The organism is Fictibacillus phosphorivorans, assembly GCF_023715845.1.
In the GTDB taxonomy this organism is placed as follows: Bacteria; Bacillota; Bacilli; order Bacillales; family Fictibacillaceae; genus Fictibacillus; species Fictibacillus phosphorivorans_D.
In genome coordinates this window covers 70254-85643 of the sequence record NZ_JAMBOR010000005.1, presented here as the reverse complement: position 1 = coordinate 85643, position 15390 = coordinate 70254, and the positions used below count along the sequence as shown (strand labels likewise).

Annotated in this window: 14 protein-coding genes; 1 reads left to right on the top strand and 13 read right to left on the bottom strand. The window is 40.6% G+C overall.

The window, feature by feature from the left end:
- Window positions 1-15: 15 nt before the first annotated feature.
- The 6 genes from M3206_RS06040 to M3206_RS06015 form a co-directional block, all read right to left on the bottom strand.
- Window positions 16-1050 carry an ABC transporter substrate-binding protein gene (locus M3206_RS06040; RefSeq protein ID WP_251311612.1) on the bottom strand — a complete coding sequence of 345 codons (1035 nt, stop codon included), beginning with the start codon at window positions 1048-1050 and terminating at the stop codon, window positions 16-18.
- A gap of 504 nt (window positions 1051-1554) precedes the next feature.
- On the bottom strand, window positions 1555-1887 hold the full coding sequence (locus M3206_RS06035; RefSeq protein WP_285876776.1) for a helix-turn-helix domain-containing protein: 333 nt from the start codon (window positions 1885-1887) through the stop codon (window positions 1555-1557).
- 15 nt (window positions 1888-1902) lie between these two features.
- The gene (locus tag M3206_RS06030) at window positions 1903-2529 is read right to left on the bottom strand and encodes a class D sortase (RefSeq protein WP_251311611.1); all 627 of its coding nucleotides are present in this window, start codon (window positions 2527-2529) and stop codon (window positions 1903-1905) included.
- 14 nt (window positions 2530-2543) lie between these two features.
- On the bottom strand, window positions 2544-3233 hold the full coding sequence (locus tag M3206_RS06025) for a hypothetical protein (RefSeq protein WP_251311610.1): 690 nt from the start codon (window positions 3231-3233) through the stop codon (window positions 2544-2546).
- 87 nt (window positions 3234-3320) lie between these two features.
- A complete protein-coding gene (locus tag M3206_RS06020; protein WP_251311609.1) occupies window positions 3321-4019 on the bottom strand; it encodes a CalY family protein in 699 nt (232 codons plus the stop codon).
- Window positions 4020-4118: 99 nt separating this feature from the next.
- Window positions 4119-4652 carry a signal peptidase I gene (locus M3206_RS06015; RefSeq protein ID WP_251311608.1) on the bottom strand — a complete coding sequence of 178 codons (534 nt, stop codon included), beginning with the start codon at window positions 4650-4652 and terminating at the stop codon, window positions 4119-4121.
- A 398-nt stretch (window positions 4653-5050) separates the two neighbouring features.
- On the opposite strand from M3206_RS06015, the gene M3206_RS06010 reads away from it, so the two are divergent.
- Window positions 5051-7471, top strand: a complete 2421-nt coding sequence (locus tag M3206_RS06010; RefSeq protein ID WP_251311607.1) for an immune inhibitor A domain-containing protein — start codon at window positions 5051-5053, stop codon at window positions 7469-7471.
- Between the two features lie 446 nt (window positions 7472-7917).
- On the opposite strand, the gene M3206_RS06005 is transcribed toward M3206_RS06010, so the two are convergent.
- The 7 genes from M3206_RS06005 to M3206_RS05975 all read right to left on the bottom strand — a co-directional run bounded on the left by M3206_RS06005 (window position 7918) and on the right by M3206_RS05975 (window position 15344).
- On the bottom strand, window positions 7918-8622 hold the full coding sequence (locus M3206_RS06005) for an LPXTG cell wall anchor domain-containing protein (protein WP_251311606.1): 705 nt from the start codon (window positions 8620-8622) through the stop codon (window positions 7918-7920).
- Window positions 8623-8710: 88 nt separating this feature from the next.
- On the bottom strand, window positions 8711-9331 hold the full coding sequence (locus M3206_RS06000) for a TasA family protein (RefSeq protein ID WP_251311605.1): 621 nt from the start codon (window positions 9329-9331) through the stop codon (window positions 8711-8713).
- 97 nt (window positions 9332-9428) lie between these two features.
- A complete protein-coding gene (sipW, locus tag M3206_RS05995; protein WP_425590712.1) occupies window positions 9429-10004 on the bottom strand; it encodes a signal peptidase I SipW in 576 nt (191 codons plus the stop codon).
- Window positions 10004-10831, bottom strand: coding sequence for a SipW-dependent-type signal peptide-containing protein (locus M3206_RS05990; RefSeq protein ID WP_251311604.1), 828 nt, complete (start codon window positions 10829-10831; stop codon window positions 10004-10006). The genes sipW and M3206_RS05990 overlap by 1 nt, the downstream gene beginning before the upstream one ends.
- A 294-nt stretch (window positions 10832-11125) precedes the next feature.
- The gene (locus M3206_RS05985) at window positions 11126-12229 is read right to left on the bottom strand and encodes a threonine synthase (RefSeq protein WP_251311603.1); all 1104 of its coding nucleotides are present in this window, start codon (window positions 12227-12229) and stop codon (window positions 11126-11128) included.
- Window positions 12230-12573: 344 nt separating this feature from the next.
- Window positions 12574-14022, bottom strand: coding sequence for a M20 family metallopeptidase (locus M3206_RS05980; protein ID WP_251311602.1), 1449 nt, complete (start codon window positions 14020-14022; stop codon window positions 12574-12576).
- The gene (locus M3206_RS05975; protein ID WP_251311601.1) at window positions 14019-15344 is read right to left on the bottom strand and encodes an amidohydrolase; all 1326 of its coding nucleotides are present in this window, start codon (window positions 15342-15344) and stop codon (window positions 14019-14021) included. Before M3206_RS05975 ends, M3206_RS05980 begins: the two co-directional genes overlap by 4 nt.
- Window positions 15345-15390: the final 46 nt, after the last annotated feature.

Sequence of the window (15390 nt, the reverse complement as noted above, 5' to 3'; positions counted from 1 at the left end):
CACCCCTAATGTATTTTACTGAAATTTCTCTTTCCACTCGTTTCTTACACGGTCGTAGTTCTCATTCACCCAGTCGATATCAAGATCAACGGCAAGGGGTTTTACCTTTTCAAGTGTAAGAGGAGTCTTCGATTCTACATCAGGGTTGATCGGGATATGGTACCAGTTTGCTAAAATCTGCTGTCCTTCTTTTGAGAGTAAGAAATCGATCAACTTCTTACCGCCTTTAGGGTTCGGACCGTTTTCAACGAGAGATGCCGGGTTTACTAGGATCGGTGTCTTATCCGGAACCACGAAGTCTACACTCTCGCCCTTTGCTTTTTGCTCATAAGCCATGAAGTCAAAACCAACACCGATGTGCGCTTCACCCATTGAAACGGCTTTTGTCGGAGCAGAACCTGAATCCGGCATGGAGTTCGCTTGATCTACAAGTTTCTTAAAGTACTCCCATCCTTCCGCCTCGCCACGCTGCATCATCTGATTTAACACCATAAGTGTTGAGGTACCAGATGCTGCCGGGTTTGAGAACTGAATCTTTCCTTTCCACTTCGGATCTAGAAGGTCATCCCACGTCTTTGGTGCTTCTTCTGCTTTCACAAGGTCAGTATTGTAGGCAAATCCAAGTACGAAAATTTCAACACCTACATATTTACCATCTTGGTGTTTTACTTTAATCCCGTTTTCAACGGTGTCCCAATCCTTTGCAAAGTCTGGTACATAAGCACCGATAATTCCTTTGTCTGCAGCAGCTTCAAATGGAAGGATTCCGCCGCCACCGTACCAAACATCACCTTGCGGGTTATCTTTTTCAGCCATCATACGGTTTACAAGAACGTTCGTACCTGCATACTGAACATTAACGGATCCGCCATGCAGTTCTTCAAACTTTTGTCCGAGTTCCTTCGTCATGTCAGGCGTTTCTGGTGAGTAAAACGTGATTTGACCGGACTTATCCCCGTCCCCAGAACCTTGATCTCCTGCACAAGCTGTAAGCAAGAGGATACTCATCAGTAAAATTAAAGAAGTAAAAATTGAAAAATGTCTTTTCATCGTTCCAACCCCCTATTTCATATAATAGAATCGATTCGATGCGAAAAAAGAAAAAGAGAAGACACGCCAATGTAAGCCCTTACAAAATAAGGGTCTTACAAATTGGGTTTCTTCTCAATGTCTCTTCCCGTTCATATTCGATTACCTTTATTATACGAAATTATCTGAATTTTACAACCTGTTTATTTTAAAAACTCAAAAATTGTTACATTTTGTCTCTTTAAAAGGAAAATAAAGAAGCTAATCAAGCGATCGATTAGCTTCTTTATTAGATGGAGTCATCTGTTTCCCGCTGAAACTCCCGATATTTATCGTGTATCAGTTTTGACGTGTCCCACCTTTTTTCCATTTGGTTCAGTTTCTTTTTTACGTATTCAAAAGCGGATCGACCTTAGTATTCGTCTCCCAGATAAATATTACATTCGTTGTTACATAGATATACGACCTTCAGCATATTGCCGTTCAAATGGCAGATGTACACACCGTTGCCTAACCGGATCACATCTAAACTCCTTCCTTTTCGGAACGTTTCCATGCTTCATAGGCTAAAAAGTCTCGAATGTTTTCTTGATCGATGCCCATCTCTTTCGCTTGCGAGACTAGTTCTATCCATTCAGGATCTAGTGATTCCTCTTTTGTGTTTAATAAATTTTCCACAGGAACATCCAAAGCCTTGGCTATTTTTTGAATCATTTGCGCAGATGGGTTGGTTTCATGATTTTCAATACTGCTCAAGTAACTTTTTGATATACCAGCTACGGCAGCGAGCTTTGATAAACTATTATGATTTTGAAGTCTGTATTTTTTGATTTGCATTCCTATTTTCTTGTGCATCATAACAACTTCCTTTGCTCAAAAAACCTCCTCTTTAGACAGAACAGCTCTAACAATATAACGGTGCGTTGGATTCTTCATCGGATGGCAAGTGATTAGCGTAATGATACTTTCCTTATCTGTGTTTTGAAGAACAGATAGATCAGTAGGTAATACGAGTAGCTTTTCTGTAACTTTGTAAGTAAGGATTTTTTTAGTCGTTTCGACCTGAATGAGATCACCCGTCTCCACTTCCGGAAGCCGATTGAATTGTTTTCCGTACGTGTAGCTTCGATGGGCCGCAATAGCGGCGTTACCCGTCCCGCCTAATGGTGATGTTCCTTTCAGGTGCCCTGCGGCTACTTTTAAATTCGCCTGTGACGCACCTTCCATGATCGGAATGGTTAAATCAATTTTAGTAATGGAGAGTTTACCGATAATTGAGCTTTTTTCTATTTTGGAATCATCTACTTTACGAGGTCTGTGTTTTTCAGAAAAAACATCATCCAGCTGTTGAGAACTTTCTTGAATGAGAGAATTTGCTGAAGCAGAATCCCAGTTCTCCAGCAACTTTGCCTCTTGATACGTGTAGTACATACTTTTGGCTTTCGGATACAACATGGTCGTAATCCCTGCTGCGATCAACACGTAAGCCAGCCACTTCATTACCGATCCTCTTTTCAAGGTGCTTCTGTGTTCGTTTGTTGGTCAGGTGCCGGCTCTTCAATGGGTGTAGTTGGTGCAGGAACAGCTAGAGCTTCTGGAGTACTCACTTCAGGTTGCGTTTGTTCGGGTGTTCCTGGCTGTGTAGGTTGTGCTGGCACTTCCTCCGTTACATCTAACTCCTGCTCTTCTTTTGGTTCCCTAGTCTGGTTATCTTCATCCACTTCTTCCTCAGGCACTTCGGCGGGTTTAATCATTTTTGAAGGATCTAATGGGATGACAATCTCTTCGTCGATATAACCTTGAAAACCAACGAGTTGATATTTAATCTCTGTTGATTCGCATGTGGACGTAAAATTACTTTCTATTGTCTCGCTTATTAGAGATTGACCAGGTTTTAGAACGTTTGATTTCGTATATGTACGATCATTTAATAGAACTAATTGAATGGGGATCTTGATGTTCGATATATTTGTGATTTTCACACTGCTTTCTACCTGACAGTTGTCCAAATACATAACCTCACCCAGACGAATATTCACTAGATCCGCAGTCGTGGCGTTCGTGATTCTTCCCTCTGCATTTGCTTCTGCTGTAAACCAAGCGAACGTATCATACCTCGAACTCATAAAGAGTAAGCAATAGATCATCATGATCATAGGAAAAATCACATGCCTTGTTTTTCTTCGTTCCCATATGTGTTTCAACCAACCCACCTCCTGCTTTTCCTATACGACTACTTGAAAGAAAAGACAGCCGACCAAATCGACTGCCCGTCTCTTCTATTATTCAGATTAATTTGTACCAGCTTCTGGACCGAACTTCGCTCCATCATCTGTTTGCTTCGCTTCCACTTTGAATTGGGCATCATAGTGTGCACCTTGATACTCGTTACCCGCACTGTCAAGAAGTTTTACAAAGAACATAATTTCAATGTTTTGGTTATTTCTAAGTTTCCAGAACTTCCCTTCACCAAAATTAATGGTCTTCTCATTGTTAGACGCCTGAGCTTTCAATGCACTTGTTTGCTCATCTGATAGCATTCCGCCTTCTACTTCAAAGCTTGTAGCTGATTTTGCTGCTTTTGGAACTACGGGATTTGTTACACCTTTATCAAAGTTGTTTTGATAATCCATTACCATATCTTTTAAGATGGTTTCATTTGGTCTTTCTGCATATTTGATCGCCATGTATCCTACTTTATATTTATTAACTGGAGCCTTATCTACTGAATGTGTGTAGGTGGCCCTTAAGATTTGATTCAAGCTACCCGTATTGTCAATTTTTTTGAACTCACTTACTAACATTTGAGATGGAGCAAAGTTTTCATGAGTAAACAGCTTCGTATCCATTCCTAGTGACAATGTACCGCCATCAATTGTTGCATTCGCGGACTTTACATCCGTAAACCATGAATAAGTTCCAAAACCTGCAGATACAACCAAAGCTCCAGCTAGTGCCGTTCCTAATAACGCTTTTTTTGCTACTTTCATTTTAATAGCCTCCAGTATTTTTTATTTTTTTAACGATAACTATGTAACAGTCCCTATCAACTAACTGAATAGCCCCACCTCCTAAAATGGATCAGAATGTTAAACAGCTTTTTCTTTTCTAGATAGAACCCTTGAAAGAAGATCATAGATTTCTAGGAGCAAATAACTTAGAAGCGGAATTAAGATTAATAGCGTGATTCCCCAAGGACTGCTGACAAACTTAGATACATATCCAGCCTTTGGAATGGTGAAAACATGGGTTCCTATTACATTCTCGGCTGCAACAATCTCTGAATCTTTTACATTGTTGCTATCTCCTTTTGTGACGAAACCATTTTTCATTTTTCCTATCACTCTATGAGTAATCAATTTTCTATCGCTTTTTTTAAAAGTAATCACATCATTTACTGCAATTTCAGAGGCTGGCTTCTCTTTTACAAGAACCAAATCTCCTGCAGTAAAAGCCGGCTGCATACTGTTTGAAAGGACGGTTAACGGTTTGTACCCAAAAATAGAAGGGATCTGATCAGGATTTTTACTAGCTTGGTAACTGGTATATAAAAGAAAGCCAATACTAACTACCATGACGAACATCATGATGCTAGTTAAGATTTTGAAAATACGTTTGTGCATTCTAACACATCCTTTGTTCGTTATAAAGCACTTTATGGTTATCAATTTACACGACGACACAAAACATGTCAACCTATATAACGAACATTTTGTTGTTTATTTTGTCGACAATTCTCAACAAAATCTAGTAAAAACGGATTTCGCTACCAAATTCCTGCTAAAAAATGATACTAATCGATTTTCTTATTCGATATGTAAGAAACTTTGTTGTTCTTTATAAAGTACGATACATCTTTTCTCTAAAATGGTAATTTCTTCTTTACAAAAGTTTGCTATTTTCGTATTATTCTAATTATAGAACTTATTGTTCTATATAATGAACTTACATAAGGAGATGATGAAGAGCTACTTTTTGTCGTGCAGGGAACCTATTACAAGGGAAAACAGGAGGAGAAGAAATGGGAAAATGGAGTAAAAAGCTCGGCACTTCCTTAATGCTGACAGGGATTTCTATGAGTCTTCTGGCACCGTCCGCTTTTTCTACGAATAAAGCGATGCCGTTAGAGAACTCCTACTCAAAAACATCCGCCATCTTAGAATCCGCACCGATTGACATGCACTTAGTAGATCAAGATCGTTTGGCAAAAGCACTTAAGGAGCAGGGGATCATTGCAAAAAATGCTTCAAGTACAGAAACCGAAAAAGCGGTTAAAAAGTACATTGAACTCAAAAATCAAAAACCAGCGGGAACAGCAGAAACGAAAGATCAGCAGGCAAAGGAAATTTCAAAACAATCGAGAGCATTCTTGAAAAAACAAAAAGAAAAGCTATCTAAAAAACTAAACAACACGCAAACCTTAACAACAGGCAGCGGATTTATGAACGTAGATCCTGCAAAGCCCGTAAAGTATAAAGGCGACGTACGTACAGATAAGGTACTCGTGCTTTTAGCTGAGTTCTCAGACTTCAGCCACAACAACATCGAACAAGAAGAAGGCTACATGTACTCGGATGACTTCAGCCGAGAACACTATGAAAAGATGTTGTTTGGCGATGAAGATTTTGAATTGTTCGATGGAACAAAGGTAAAAACATTTAAGCAATATTACGAAGAACAATCCGGAGGCAGTTATACGGTTGATGGCCATGTAACGAACTGGGTTACTGTTCCGGGAAAAGCTAAAGATTATGGTGATGATGCAGCATCAGGGCATGATAATCGAAATCCATTAGGACCGCGTGATTTTGTAAAAGATGCCCTTAAGGCTGCTGTGGCAGATGGTGTAAACTTAGCGGAGTTTGACCAACTGGATATTTATGATTTGGATGGCGACGGAAATTTGAACGAACCTGACGGCTTAGTCGACCACTTGATGGTCATCCATGCAGGTGTTGGGCAAGAAGCCGGCGGTGGAGCGTTAGGTGCTGATGCGATTTGGTCTCACCGTTGGGTATTAGACGGTGTATTCCCAGTCCCAGGTACACAAACAGATGTACCTTACTGGGGCGGGAAAATGGGTGCATATGATTATACCATTGAGCCAGAAGATGGAGCAGTCGGTGTCTTTGCACATGAATACGGACATGATCTAGGGCTTCCAGACGAGTATGACACACAATACTCAGGTGACGGCGAACCTGTTGAATCTTGGTCGATCATGAGTGGTGGAAGCTGGAACGGTAGGATAGCAGGAACGGAGCCAACGAGTTTCTCCCCTCAGAATAAAGAATACTTCCAAAAAGTAATGGGTGGAAACTGGGCAAACATGACTGAAATCGACTTAAAAGACATAACAGCATCCGGCACATTAGTGAAAGTGGACCAATCTGTAACAAAATCGAAAAACCCAGGATTAGTTAAGGTAAATCTTCCACAAAAAGAAGTAGAAAGCAAGATTCAACCGGCGTTTGGCGAGAAATACTATTACAGTACGAAGGGCGATAACCTTCATACAAGTATGGAATCTCCTTTATTTGATCTTACCAACAAAACTTCGGCAACGTTCACGTACAAAGCTAACTATGAAATCGAAAATGGCGGAGAATACGATAAGTTATCCGTCTATGTACAAGATCAAAGTGGAAATATCCTTAAAGAAATTGAAAGACTTGGATGGACGGCAACAAAAAAAATACAGTACACAACCGAGGGCAATTGGGTTGATAAATCGTATGATTTAAGTGAATTTAAAGGTAAGAAAGTGAAATTGGTTTTTGATTATCAAACAGATGGTGGACTTGCGCCAGAAGGATTTGCTCTTGATAATGCTCAACTTACAGCGGATGGAGTAGTTGTGTTCTCTGATGATGCAGAAGGATCACCGAAATTCAAATTAAATCATTTCATCGTTTCCAACGGTATATCATTTGCTGACCACTATTATTACATCGAGTGGAGAAATACAGCAGGCTCTGACAAAGCCCTTCAATCAAGCCGTGGCGTTAAATACAACACAGGAATGGTTGTATGGTATGGCGATGACAGCTTCACAGACAACTGGACGGGTATCCATCCGGGTGAAGGCTTTATCGGAGTAGTTGACTCTCACCCTAAAGCTATCGTAGGAACGAAGGATGGCCTGCCAACGGTAGAGAATTCTACTCGTTATCAAATTGCGGATGCAGCATTCTCATTTGATAAAACACCGAGCTGGTATGTCAATTCACCAAGCCGCGGAATCTTTGATTACAAATCACAAAATGGTGTACCTGTATTTAACGACTCTGTAACGTATATAGATAACAAAGATTACAACGGCAGTCTACCAGATGGTGTCATTGATGATGCTGGTAAGAAACTTCCGAAGTACGGCTTGAAGTTCACGATCATCGGAGAAGCTTCAGATAACTCTGCAGGATTGATCAAAATTAGTAAGTAAGTGGAATGAGAAAGAGGGGCTGGCTCAAAAGTGTAATAGCTTTTGAGTTCGAGCCTCTTTTTTTATATTAAATAAGAGAAAAAAGGACGTTTTGATGAATCAAAACGCACGACTTTGTAAGTGTCTAAACAAAAATGACTGCCAAAGGGCTGTTTTTAGTTCATTGTAGGACCTGATATAGCAAGTTTGAGCGAAAAGAGACCTATTCTGAGCGAAGATATGGAATTTTGAGCGTAACTCGGCGATTCTGAGCGTAACTCGCGGATTTTGAGCGAAACGAGGGTCATCTTGCGCGAACGTGTAACAAAATAAAAGAACACGTACCGTGAAGATTCAATTGAAGGCACAAAAATAAACTAGCTGTTTGGAGATGCTGCATGATTAACGCAGTGTACCCGTCCAACAGCTAGCTCTTATTAGTAAATCTAGTAATCGTTTGTTTCATCCTAAACTCTCTTAAAAGGATTTGGCAGAATTGATTTTTTCATAAGCAATAATGCAAGGCCCGCTAATGTGATAAATAGTCCTGATAGAATCACATAAATCGGATTGTCTTCCCCTGTTTGCGGAAGTGAACCTGTTTCTTTAGATGGCAGGTTTTCATTGTCATTGCTAGGTGGAGAGGTCACTTCACGTTCATCAGGGTTATCTATACCTGTCGTTGGTGGTTCATCCTTGCCTTCCGCATAGACAACGAATTCAACTTTCGTCTCTAAACCTTGAAACTCGTTTCCAGATATGTACGGAAATTCAACGGTTACAATTAATTTTTCTTCTGAAAAAGATGCTAAAGGACGTGGATTTATTCCTTTGAAGTCTTTTAACGAACCTTGATACACCCTACCAGATGCATCTTCAATTTTAAGTTGAAATTGATTAAAGAGTTTCTCGGATCCTGTCTTCATACGTGATTGAATGTTATAAGAAAAATCCTTATTGCCGTTATTCTGTATGGTTAGCTCACGTGGCGCCCAGTCTCCAGGTTTGAAATCCTTGATATCAAATAAGACACTGTCTGGAAAAGTATCAATTTTGATTTCTGGCGTGCTGGAGTCGGCACCTGTGTTTCCGATAGGGATGAAGACTGCTACAATAAGAATTAGGCAGCTATAAATCAAAATAAGTTTAAATTTGATTGAATTAAGTTTCATAGATTCACCTCTCAATCTGCGTCATAGAGGTACCTTATCACAAAAAGGTGGGAGTATTGCTTTCCCACCTCTTTGAATATTACTGAAATTATCTTTCTTCACCATTTGTTTGGTTCCCAGTGAATTCCCACTTAAGTTTTAATGAGTCTCCTTGGAATACGTTTTGATTATCTTCATTGTCAACAAACTCCATCTCAACTCCTAGCCAGTCACTAGAACCAGTAACTAACCCTTTAGTTCCCCATCTGTCTCCAAAGATACGTTCCATTTTATCTTTAACTACTTCTGGAGACATATCTTGTAATTCAGCAAGAGTTGTTTCCCATACTACTACTCCAGCAGCTGGGTTTAGTAATGGTGCTTTATCTGCGTTAACCATAAAGTTAACTCGAATATGCTTTCCAAAATCTGCATCAGCATTATCGCCCTTTGCATCTTTAACTTCATAGGTTGTATCTAAAATGACATTTTTAATGTTCAACGTACCTTTATTTTGAAGTTCAAACACGCGGAACATTGTATCTCCTGGTTTTAAATTATCTACATCAAAAATTCTAGTTGGATTTGCTGCAAGATCAAGTTTACCAGCTGCAAAAGTATTATTCGTTACTGCAGTATCACTAAAGTAAGCATACGTCCCCCCACCGATTAAAGATAAACCAAGTGCTGCTGATGCTACCCCAAGACCTAATTTCTTTTTCAAACTCATTCCTATTTCCTCCCTTTCACCCTTTTTTCGGGTATGTACAATTTTTTATATTGAACCCGTAAAGACGGTTATCGATACGGAATTTCAACCTCATTAATTAATTGGTTGTAGGTGTTTCTTTAGTCGCCTCCACTTTTTTACTTACATCTACTTCTTTAATCGCACTCCAAATCGTAAAACCAGAATACAGAAGTAATAGTAAACCTGGTAAAACTAACAATAATAAAGCTCCTAGTTTGGATTGTGCGCCACTTAAGAGATAGCCAACGTAAGGAATCGTGAATCCTTTATACTCACCGACTACATTTGCTGCTAACACTGGATCTAGATCGGCTGCATCATTGTTATCACCTTTAGTGATGTACTGAGTGTTTTCTCCCGTGCCTTTCACTTCCTGAACACGGTGCGTAATCAACTTTTCTTCAGATGCTTTGAATGTGATAACATCCCCTTTTTTAAAACGGGTCATGTCTCCACCGGGTTTGATGGCAATAATGGAACCTGTTTCTATGCCTGGCTCCATGGAACCAGATAGAACGGTTTTCAGTTGATAACCCATCACTTGAGGTTCGCCACCTGAAGCTCTTGAAATAATCACGCTTAATGCCATAGCCACTAATAGAATCGAAAGTACTATCGTAATTAAATGGTTGAACCACTTTAATGCTTTCACTATTTTTCTTCCTCCTTCACTGGCTCATCTGCTGTTAAGTCATCAGTTGTGGGTGGAGTTCCAGCTTCACCTTCATCCGTTTTTTCCTTTGCATCATTCTTAGCCTTTTCTTCAGCATCTCTCTTTGCTTTTTCCTCTGTATCTTTCTTAGCCTTTTCTTCAGCATCTCTCTTTGCTTTTTCCTCTGTATCTTTCTTAGCCTTTTCTTCCGCTTCTTTTCTGCCTTTCTCTTCCGCTTCTTTTCTAGCTTTTTCTTCATCTGCTTTTAACTGTATTAATTTTTTCTCAGCACCCTTAAGAGCCGAATCTGCAGACAATATGTCGTTATTGATGGTTGCCAATTCTCGCTTTGCAATATCAAGAGCAGTTTTTATGTAATTCCTGACTTCTGTTGACCCTTCAATTCCGTTTCGAACGTCTTTCTCTTCCAATTGAAGATGGTCTTCAAGAATTTTAATGGAAGCATTCGCGTTTTCAACCGCATCTGTCATTTGATTCCGAATGCTTTGAGCTTTACCTATAGCATTCTCCAGCTGCTCTGCATTTTTATTTTTAATAAGTAACTGGTTGATCTGAATGAGCATTCTAGAGGATTCATTTGAATAATCTTTTACGTTATCTGTTAATTCTTTTGCATAGTCCGGAAAAATTCTAGCTGCCGAAAAGCTCGCCGTTACTTCTTCTTTATCTGAAAAAAAAGCATATGTATCTGAAGCTATGTTCGAAATCCCATATATGCTAAACGCAAAAAGACTGCATGTTATGGCTACCTTTTTAAAAGCTTGATTTCTTTTCTTCTTCAATCTATCAGCTCGCTTCGGATACATTTTTTCACCTTCCGTTTTCAGTTCTTTAAGAAATAATCTATGTTCTTTTTAAAGAACGTTTATGTCGCTATTATAGAACATAATTCCCAGTTAAAAAAGTCTCATTTTCGATGATATTTGTTCTTTTAAGAGTACTTTTTTACTAATTATCTTCCATTTTCTTTAAATTACATTGATTATTATCTTTTTATGTTCTTTTTAAAGAACATTTTAATGAGTGAAACATAAAAGGAGAGCCACCTACACAAAGGGGCTCTCCTTTTGACCATTGAATATAAATTTTTTATTAACGGATTAGGAAGTCTTAATTCCCGCACCACATAAGGGAATCACAATCACTTCGTCAGACATTCTCTTGTACTTTAGGTATCCCGCATAGTTGGCTGCTGTGGTTGGTTCTACATAGAAACCTTTGTCTGCAAGCGCAACTCGTGCTGAAGTGATCTCTTCTTCAAAAGTGGTGATAAACTCACCGCCGGTTGCCCTCACTGCTTCTAGAATTTGAGCAGACCGTGCAGGCTTTGCAATCGCAATCCCTTCTGCTAGTGTTCCGGCGTTCTCTACAGGTTTAGCTGTTTTTTCATTTTTAAAAAAAGCTTTGGCTAGCGGCGCACAGTTTTCTGCTTGAACTGCGACGATCTTCGGTATCCTTTCTATTACTCCGTTTTCCATCAACTCTTTACATCCGTAAAAAGCGCCTAACAACAAGGTGCCATTTCCGACTGGGATGATGAGCGTATCTGGCATCGTTTGCATCTGTTCCCAGATCTCATAAGCGTATGTTTTCGTTCCCTCATAAAAATAAGGGTTGTATATGTGGCTTGCATAAAATATCTTTTCTTCTTTTAGTGCTTGTTGTGCAGCGGCAGCTACATCTTCCCGGTTTCCTTTGATCGACCTGATCGTTGCACCGTGAGCCTTAATCTGGGCTATCTTTTTGGGAGAGGTTGAATCGCTTAAAAAGATCGTGCATGAAATTCCAGCGCGCCTCGCATAAGCGGCAATAGAGGTTCCAGCGTTCCCGCTGCTGTCTGCTATTACTTTTGTTATACCTAATTCTTTCGCCTTTGCTATTAACACAGCAGCACCGCGGTCTTTAAAAGATAAGGTCGGCATCATATAGTCGACTTTTACAAAAGTGTTGGGTTCATCATCATCTAATTGAACCAACGGTGTAAACCCTTCTCCCATGGTGATGGACTTCCAAGTTGTCGCAACACTCGTAAACGGAAGCACATCGTAATACCTCCACATGGTTGGAAGGTTAGTTTGAATACTCTTTGGAGTGAACGTCACTTTTTCCTTTACTAGGTCCAGCATTCCTCCACAGTCACATTTCCACATCCATTCGGTCACATTAAATCTCTTATGACATTTATAGCATTTAAATTCGGTCATTCTGTTCCTCCTACATATTTAGTGGTAGGTAAATTGACCCATATGGCATATTTGAGAAAATAGATATTAAAGGGTATAATTCAAATGTAAAAAGAGCCGATATAACCAGTAAACATGTCTATTTTTCGGGGTGCTTTGTGGCAAGTTTAAAGATGCGATATCACAGAATGATGCTTAAATATCTTTTCATTCTTTATAAGAGCTGTAGAGACAAAGAACTACAAGAAAATCTGTTTAAGAAAATAGATTATCATGAACATAAAGTTCAATACTTTCTTACAAAGATCTTATGACCGATTCTCAAATAAGAGGAAGAGCCAACCGTTTGAGTTGGCTCTTTTTGATTAACTTTTTAAAGGAGAAGGGTGTACCCCGGGGGGAATCGGGCATTCATAAGGAGTACCTTTTCTTTTTTCTTGGAATTCTTGCTTTGCACGTTCCAAAAGCTCTTTATTCTGTAAAAGTTCGATCGCCGAACCGGCCAGCGCTTTTCCAGCTTGAAGCATTCCCTTTTGACCGATTGGTGTTGAACCTTGTGCGACGAGCTGCCATGAATGCAAGGGTGTTCCAAATACAAAACTTGAACCCCAGAATTGCGCGGTAGGAACGACCCAGCTGACATCCCCTACATCAGAAGATCCGAACATGACATCATTTGTTTTCTGATAAGGAACGATTTCTGGATAAAAAGGTGACTGAAGTTCTGTCGTGAATTCTTCGCCCGATGTTTTAGCGATCTCATTCTTCGTATTCTCGATGTCGTCACGGGTGATCTTTTGATGAATATCCTCTGCGAACTTCATCTCACTTTCTTCATAATTAGGCAGGCCAAACCTCTCCAGATTTTCATGCAGTACCTTCCCGAGTTCGTGGTTCGGGATGTAGTTCGAACACGCTTTATCGAACTTGATCTCCATCTCAGTTTCGGTCATGAGTGCTGCCCCTTTTGCAATATTGACGACTCGTTCATATATATTCTTCAGATCAGTCATTTTAGGTGCACGAATCAGGTAGAGGACTTCCGCTTCTGCCTGTACGACATTTGGTGAGAAACCGCCAGTGTTCACGATCGAATAGTGCACTCTCGCTTCTGGAATGATGTGTTCCCGCAAGTAATTCACACCAACGTTCATCAGCTCAACCGCATCTAACGCACTTCTTCCAAGATGGGGGGAATTCGCGGCATGAGAGGCTTTCCCTTTAAACTTGAAATACACTTGATAGTTTGCGAGTGTTGAGAGCGAAAAGATTCCCGAAAACGAACCAGGATGCCAAGTGAGCGCACAATCTACGTCATCAAACAAACCTTCCCGCACCATGTACGTCTTGCCCGATCCGCCTTCCTCACCTGGGCAGCCGTAGTACTTAATTGTTCCTTTTACATTATGCTTCTCCATATAGTTTTTAACGGCTACTGCTGCAGCTAATGGGGCTGTCCCGAGTAGGTTATGTCCGCAGCCATGACCGTTTCCGTTTTCAACAACTGGATCATAAGTGGATACACCTGCCTTTTGGCTTAATCCTGAGAGTGCATCAAATTCACCTAATAGAGAAATGACCGGCTTTCCACTTCCGTACGTTGCGATGAACGCTGTTTTGATTCCGCCTACTCCTCTTTCAACGTTGAACCCTTCCTTTTCGAGCACTTGGGCTAACAGGTCAGCCGAGTTGTATTCTTCAAACCTTGTTTCTGCATAGTCCCAGATTTTATCGCTAATCCCGATGAATTTTTCCCGGTTTTGTTCGATGAACGCATGAATCTCAGAGACATAATCCTTTGTTTCAGTCTTCATCCAATCACCTCATCCTTTTTTAATCGATCTATATTTAAAATGAACTTGGATAAATAGTTAACTGCCATAATCATAGAGTCTTCTTGAATATCAAATTTTTCGTTGTGATGCCCTGCGGCAAGAGTTGTGCCGAAAATGACGTAGGAAGCAAGCCCGCCGTTCTTTTTTACACGGTCCATCATGTATGTGGCGTCCTCAGATCCTGCGGCGTTCGGTGATTCACTTAAAACAGAGTCAACTTTATCCACGTCTGACGCGATCTCTTCAATAAAAGCTTTTAATGGTTCACTCGAATCACTCGTTTTCGCTTCACCCACAATCTCATACGTAACCTCCACATCATGCATGACAGCTGAACCTTTTATGATATTTAGGGCGTTCTGTAAGATATACTCGTTTATTTCTGATGTCTCGCCGCGTGTTTCAATTTTTAGCTCGGCTGTTGACGGGATGATGTTTCGGCCGCTGCCTGCTTGAAGAACGCCAACATTTACGCGCGACTGGCCGTTGCTATGTCTAGGAATACTGTGAAGATTCAATACAGCAGAAGCAGCCGCTAAGAGAGCGTTCTTTCCTTCTTCAGGATTGCCGCCGGCATGCGCTGCTTTCCCTTTGTACGTGACATCGATTTTTGTCGTAGAAAGAAAGCCATTTGCCCCGCTTACGACTTGCCCCGCCGGAATGCCGGTACCGATATGAGAAGCGATAAATACCTCAACATCATCCAACGCACCTGCTTCCACCATCGACTTCGCACCGCGGACCCCTTCTTCAGCCGGTTGAAAGATGAGTTTAATCGTACCGGAAAGTTCATCTTTTAGTTGAGACAAAAGTTTTGCCAACCCGAGGCCTATGGAAGTATGGGCATCATGTCCGCAAGCATGCATCATTCCTTGGTTGATCGAATCATATCCCTCCTTATGAGGAAGGTGATCTTCACTTTTCGCTTCCTGAATGTCAAGTGCATCCATATCAAAACGCAGTCCGATCACAGGTCCAGGCTTGTTGGTTTTTAAAGTAGCGACAACACCGGTAAAACCGCCGGAGAAAACAGGCAGCCATTTCGGATCAGCGCCTTGCTCCAACGCCCTCTTTTCCTGTTCGTTTAAAAAGCTCGTGGGCGGCAATCCCATTCTTGCCTTTGCATCCACAACTTCTTTTCCAGCCAGAATCTCATAGCCCCACTCTTCTAAACGAGCTGCGACTAGTGAAGCCGTACGGAACTCCACCCACCCGGATTCAGCGTATTTGTGAAAATCTCTTCGCCACTCTACCATTTTTGGGTAGATCTCTTTTACTAGATCGGTTTCAATTATTCCCATGTTATTCTTCCTTTCTATCTAGAAAACTCGCATGGAAAAAGGAGAA

Coding starts and splice junctions, on each gene's coding strand:
- M3206_RS05975 (WP_251311601.1), bottom strand. CDS start 15,344: ATGGGAATAATTGAAACCGATCTAGTAAAAGAGATCTACCCAAAAATG.
- M3206_RS06035 (WP_285876776.1), bottom strand. CDS start 1,887: ATGATGCACAAGAAAATAGGAATGCAAATCAAAAAATACAGACTTCAA.
- M3206_RS06040 (WP_251311612.1), bottom strand. CDS start 1,050: ATGAAAAGACATTTTTCAATTTTTACTTCTTTAATTTTACTGATGAGT.
- M3206_RS06000 (WP_251311605.1), bottom strand. CDS start 9,331: ATGAGTTTGAAAAAGAAATTAGGTCTTGGGGTAGCATCAGCAGCACTT.
- M3206_RS06005 (WP_251311606.1), bottom strand. CDS start 8,622: ATGAAACTTAATTCAATCAAATTTAAACTTATTTTGATTTATAGCTGC.
- M3206_RS06010 (WP_251311607.1), top strand. CDS start 5,051: ATGGGAAAATGGAGTAAAAAGCTCGGCACTTCCTTAATGCTGACAGGG.
- M3206_RS05990 (WP_251311604.1), bottom strand. CDS start 10,831: ATGTATCCGAAGCGAGCTGATAGATTGAAGAAGAAAAGAAATCAAGCT.
- M3206_RS06015 (WP_251311608.1), bottom strand. CDS start 4,652: ATGCACAAACGTATTTTCAAAATCTTAACTAGCATCATGATGTTCGTC.
- M3206_RS06030 (WP_251311611.1), bottom strand. CDS start 2,529: ATGAAGTGGCTGGCTTACGTGTTGATCGCAGCAGGGATTACGACCATG.
- M3206_RS05980 (WP_251311602.1), bottom strand. CDS start 14,022: ATGAAGACTGAAACAAAGGATTATGTCTCTGAGATTCATGCGTTCATC.
- M3206_RS06020 (WP_251311609.1), bottom strand. CDS start 4,019: ATGAAAGTAGCAAAAAAAGCGTTATTAGGAACGGCACTAGCTGGAGCT.
- M3206_RS05985 (WP_251311603.1), bottom strand. CDS start 12,229: ATGACCGAATTTAAATGCTATAAATGTCATAAGAGATTTAATGTGACC.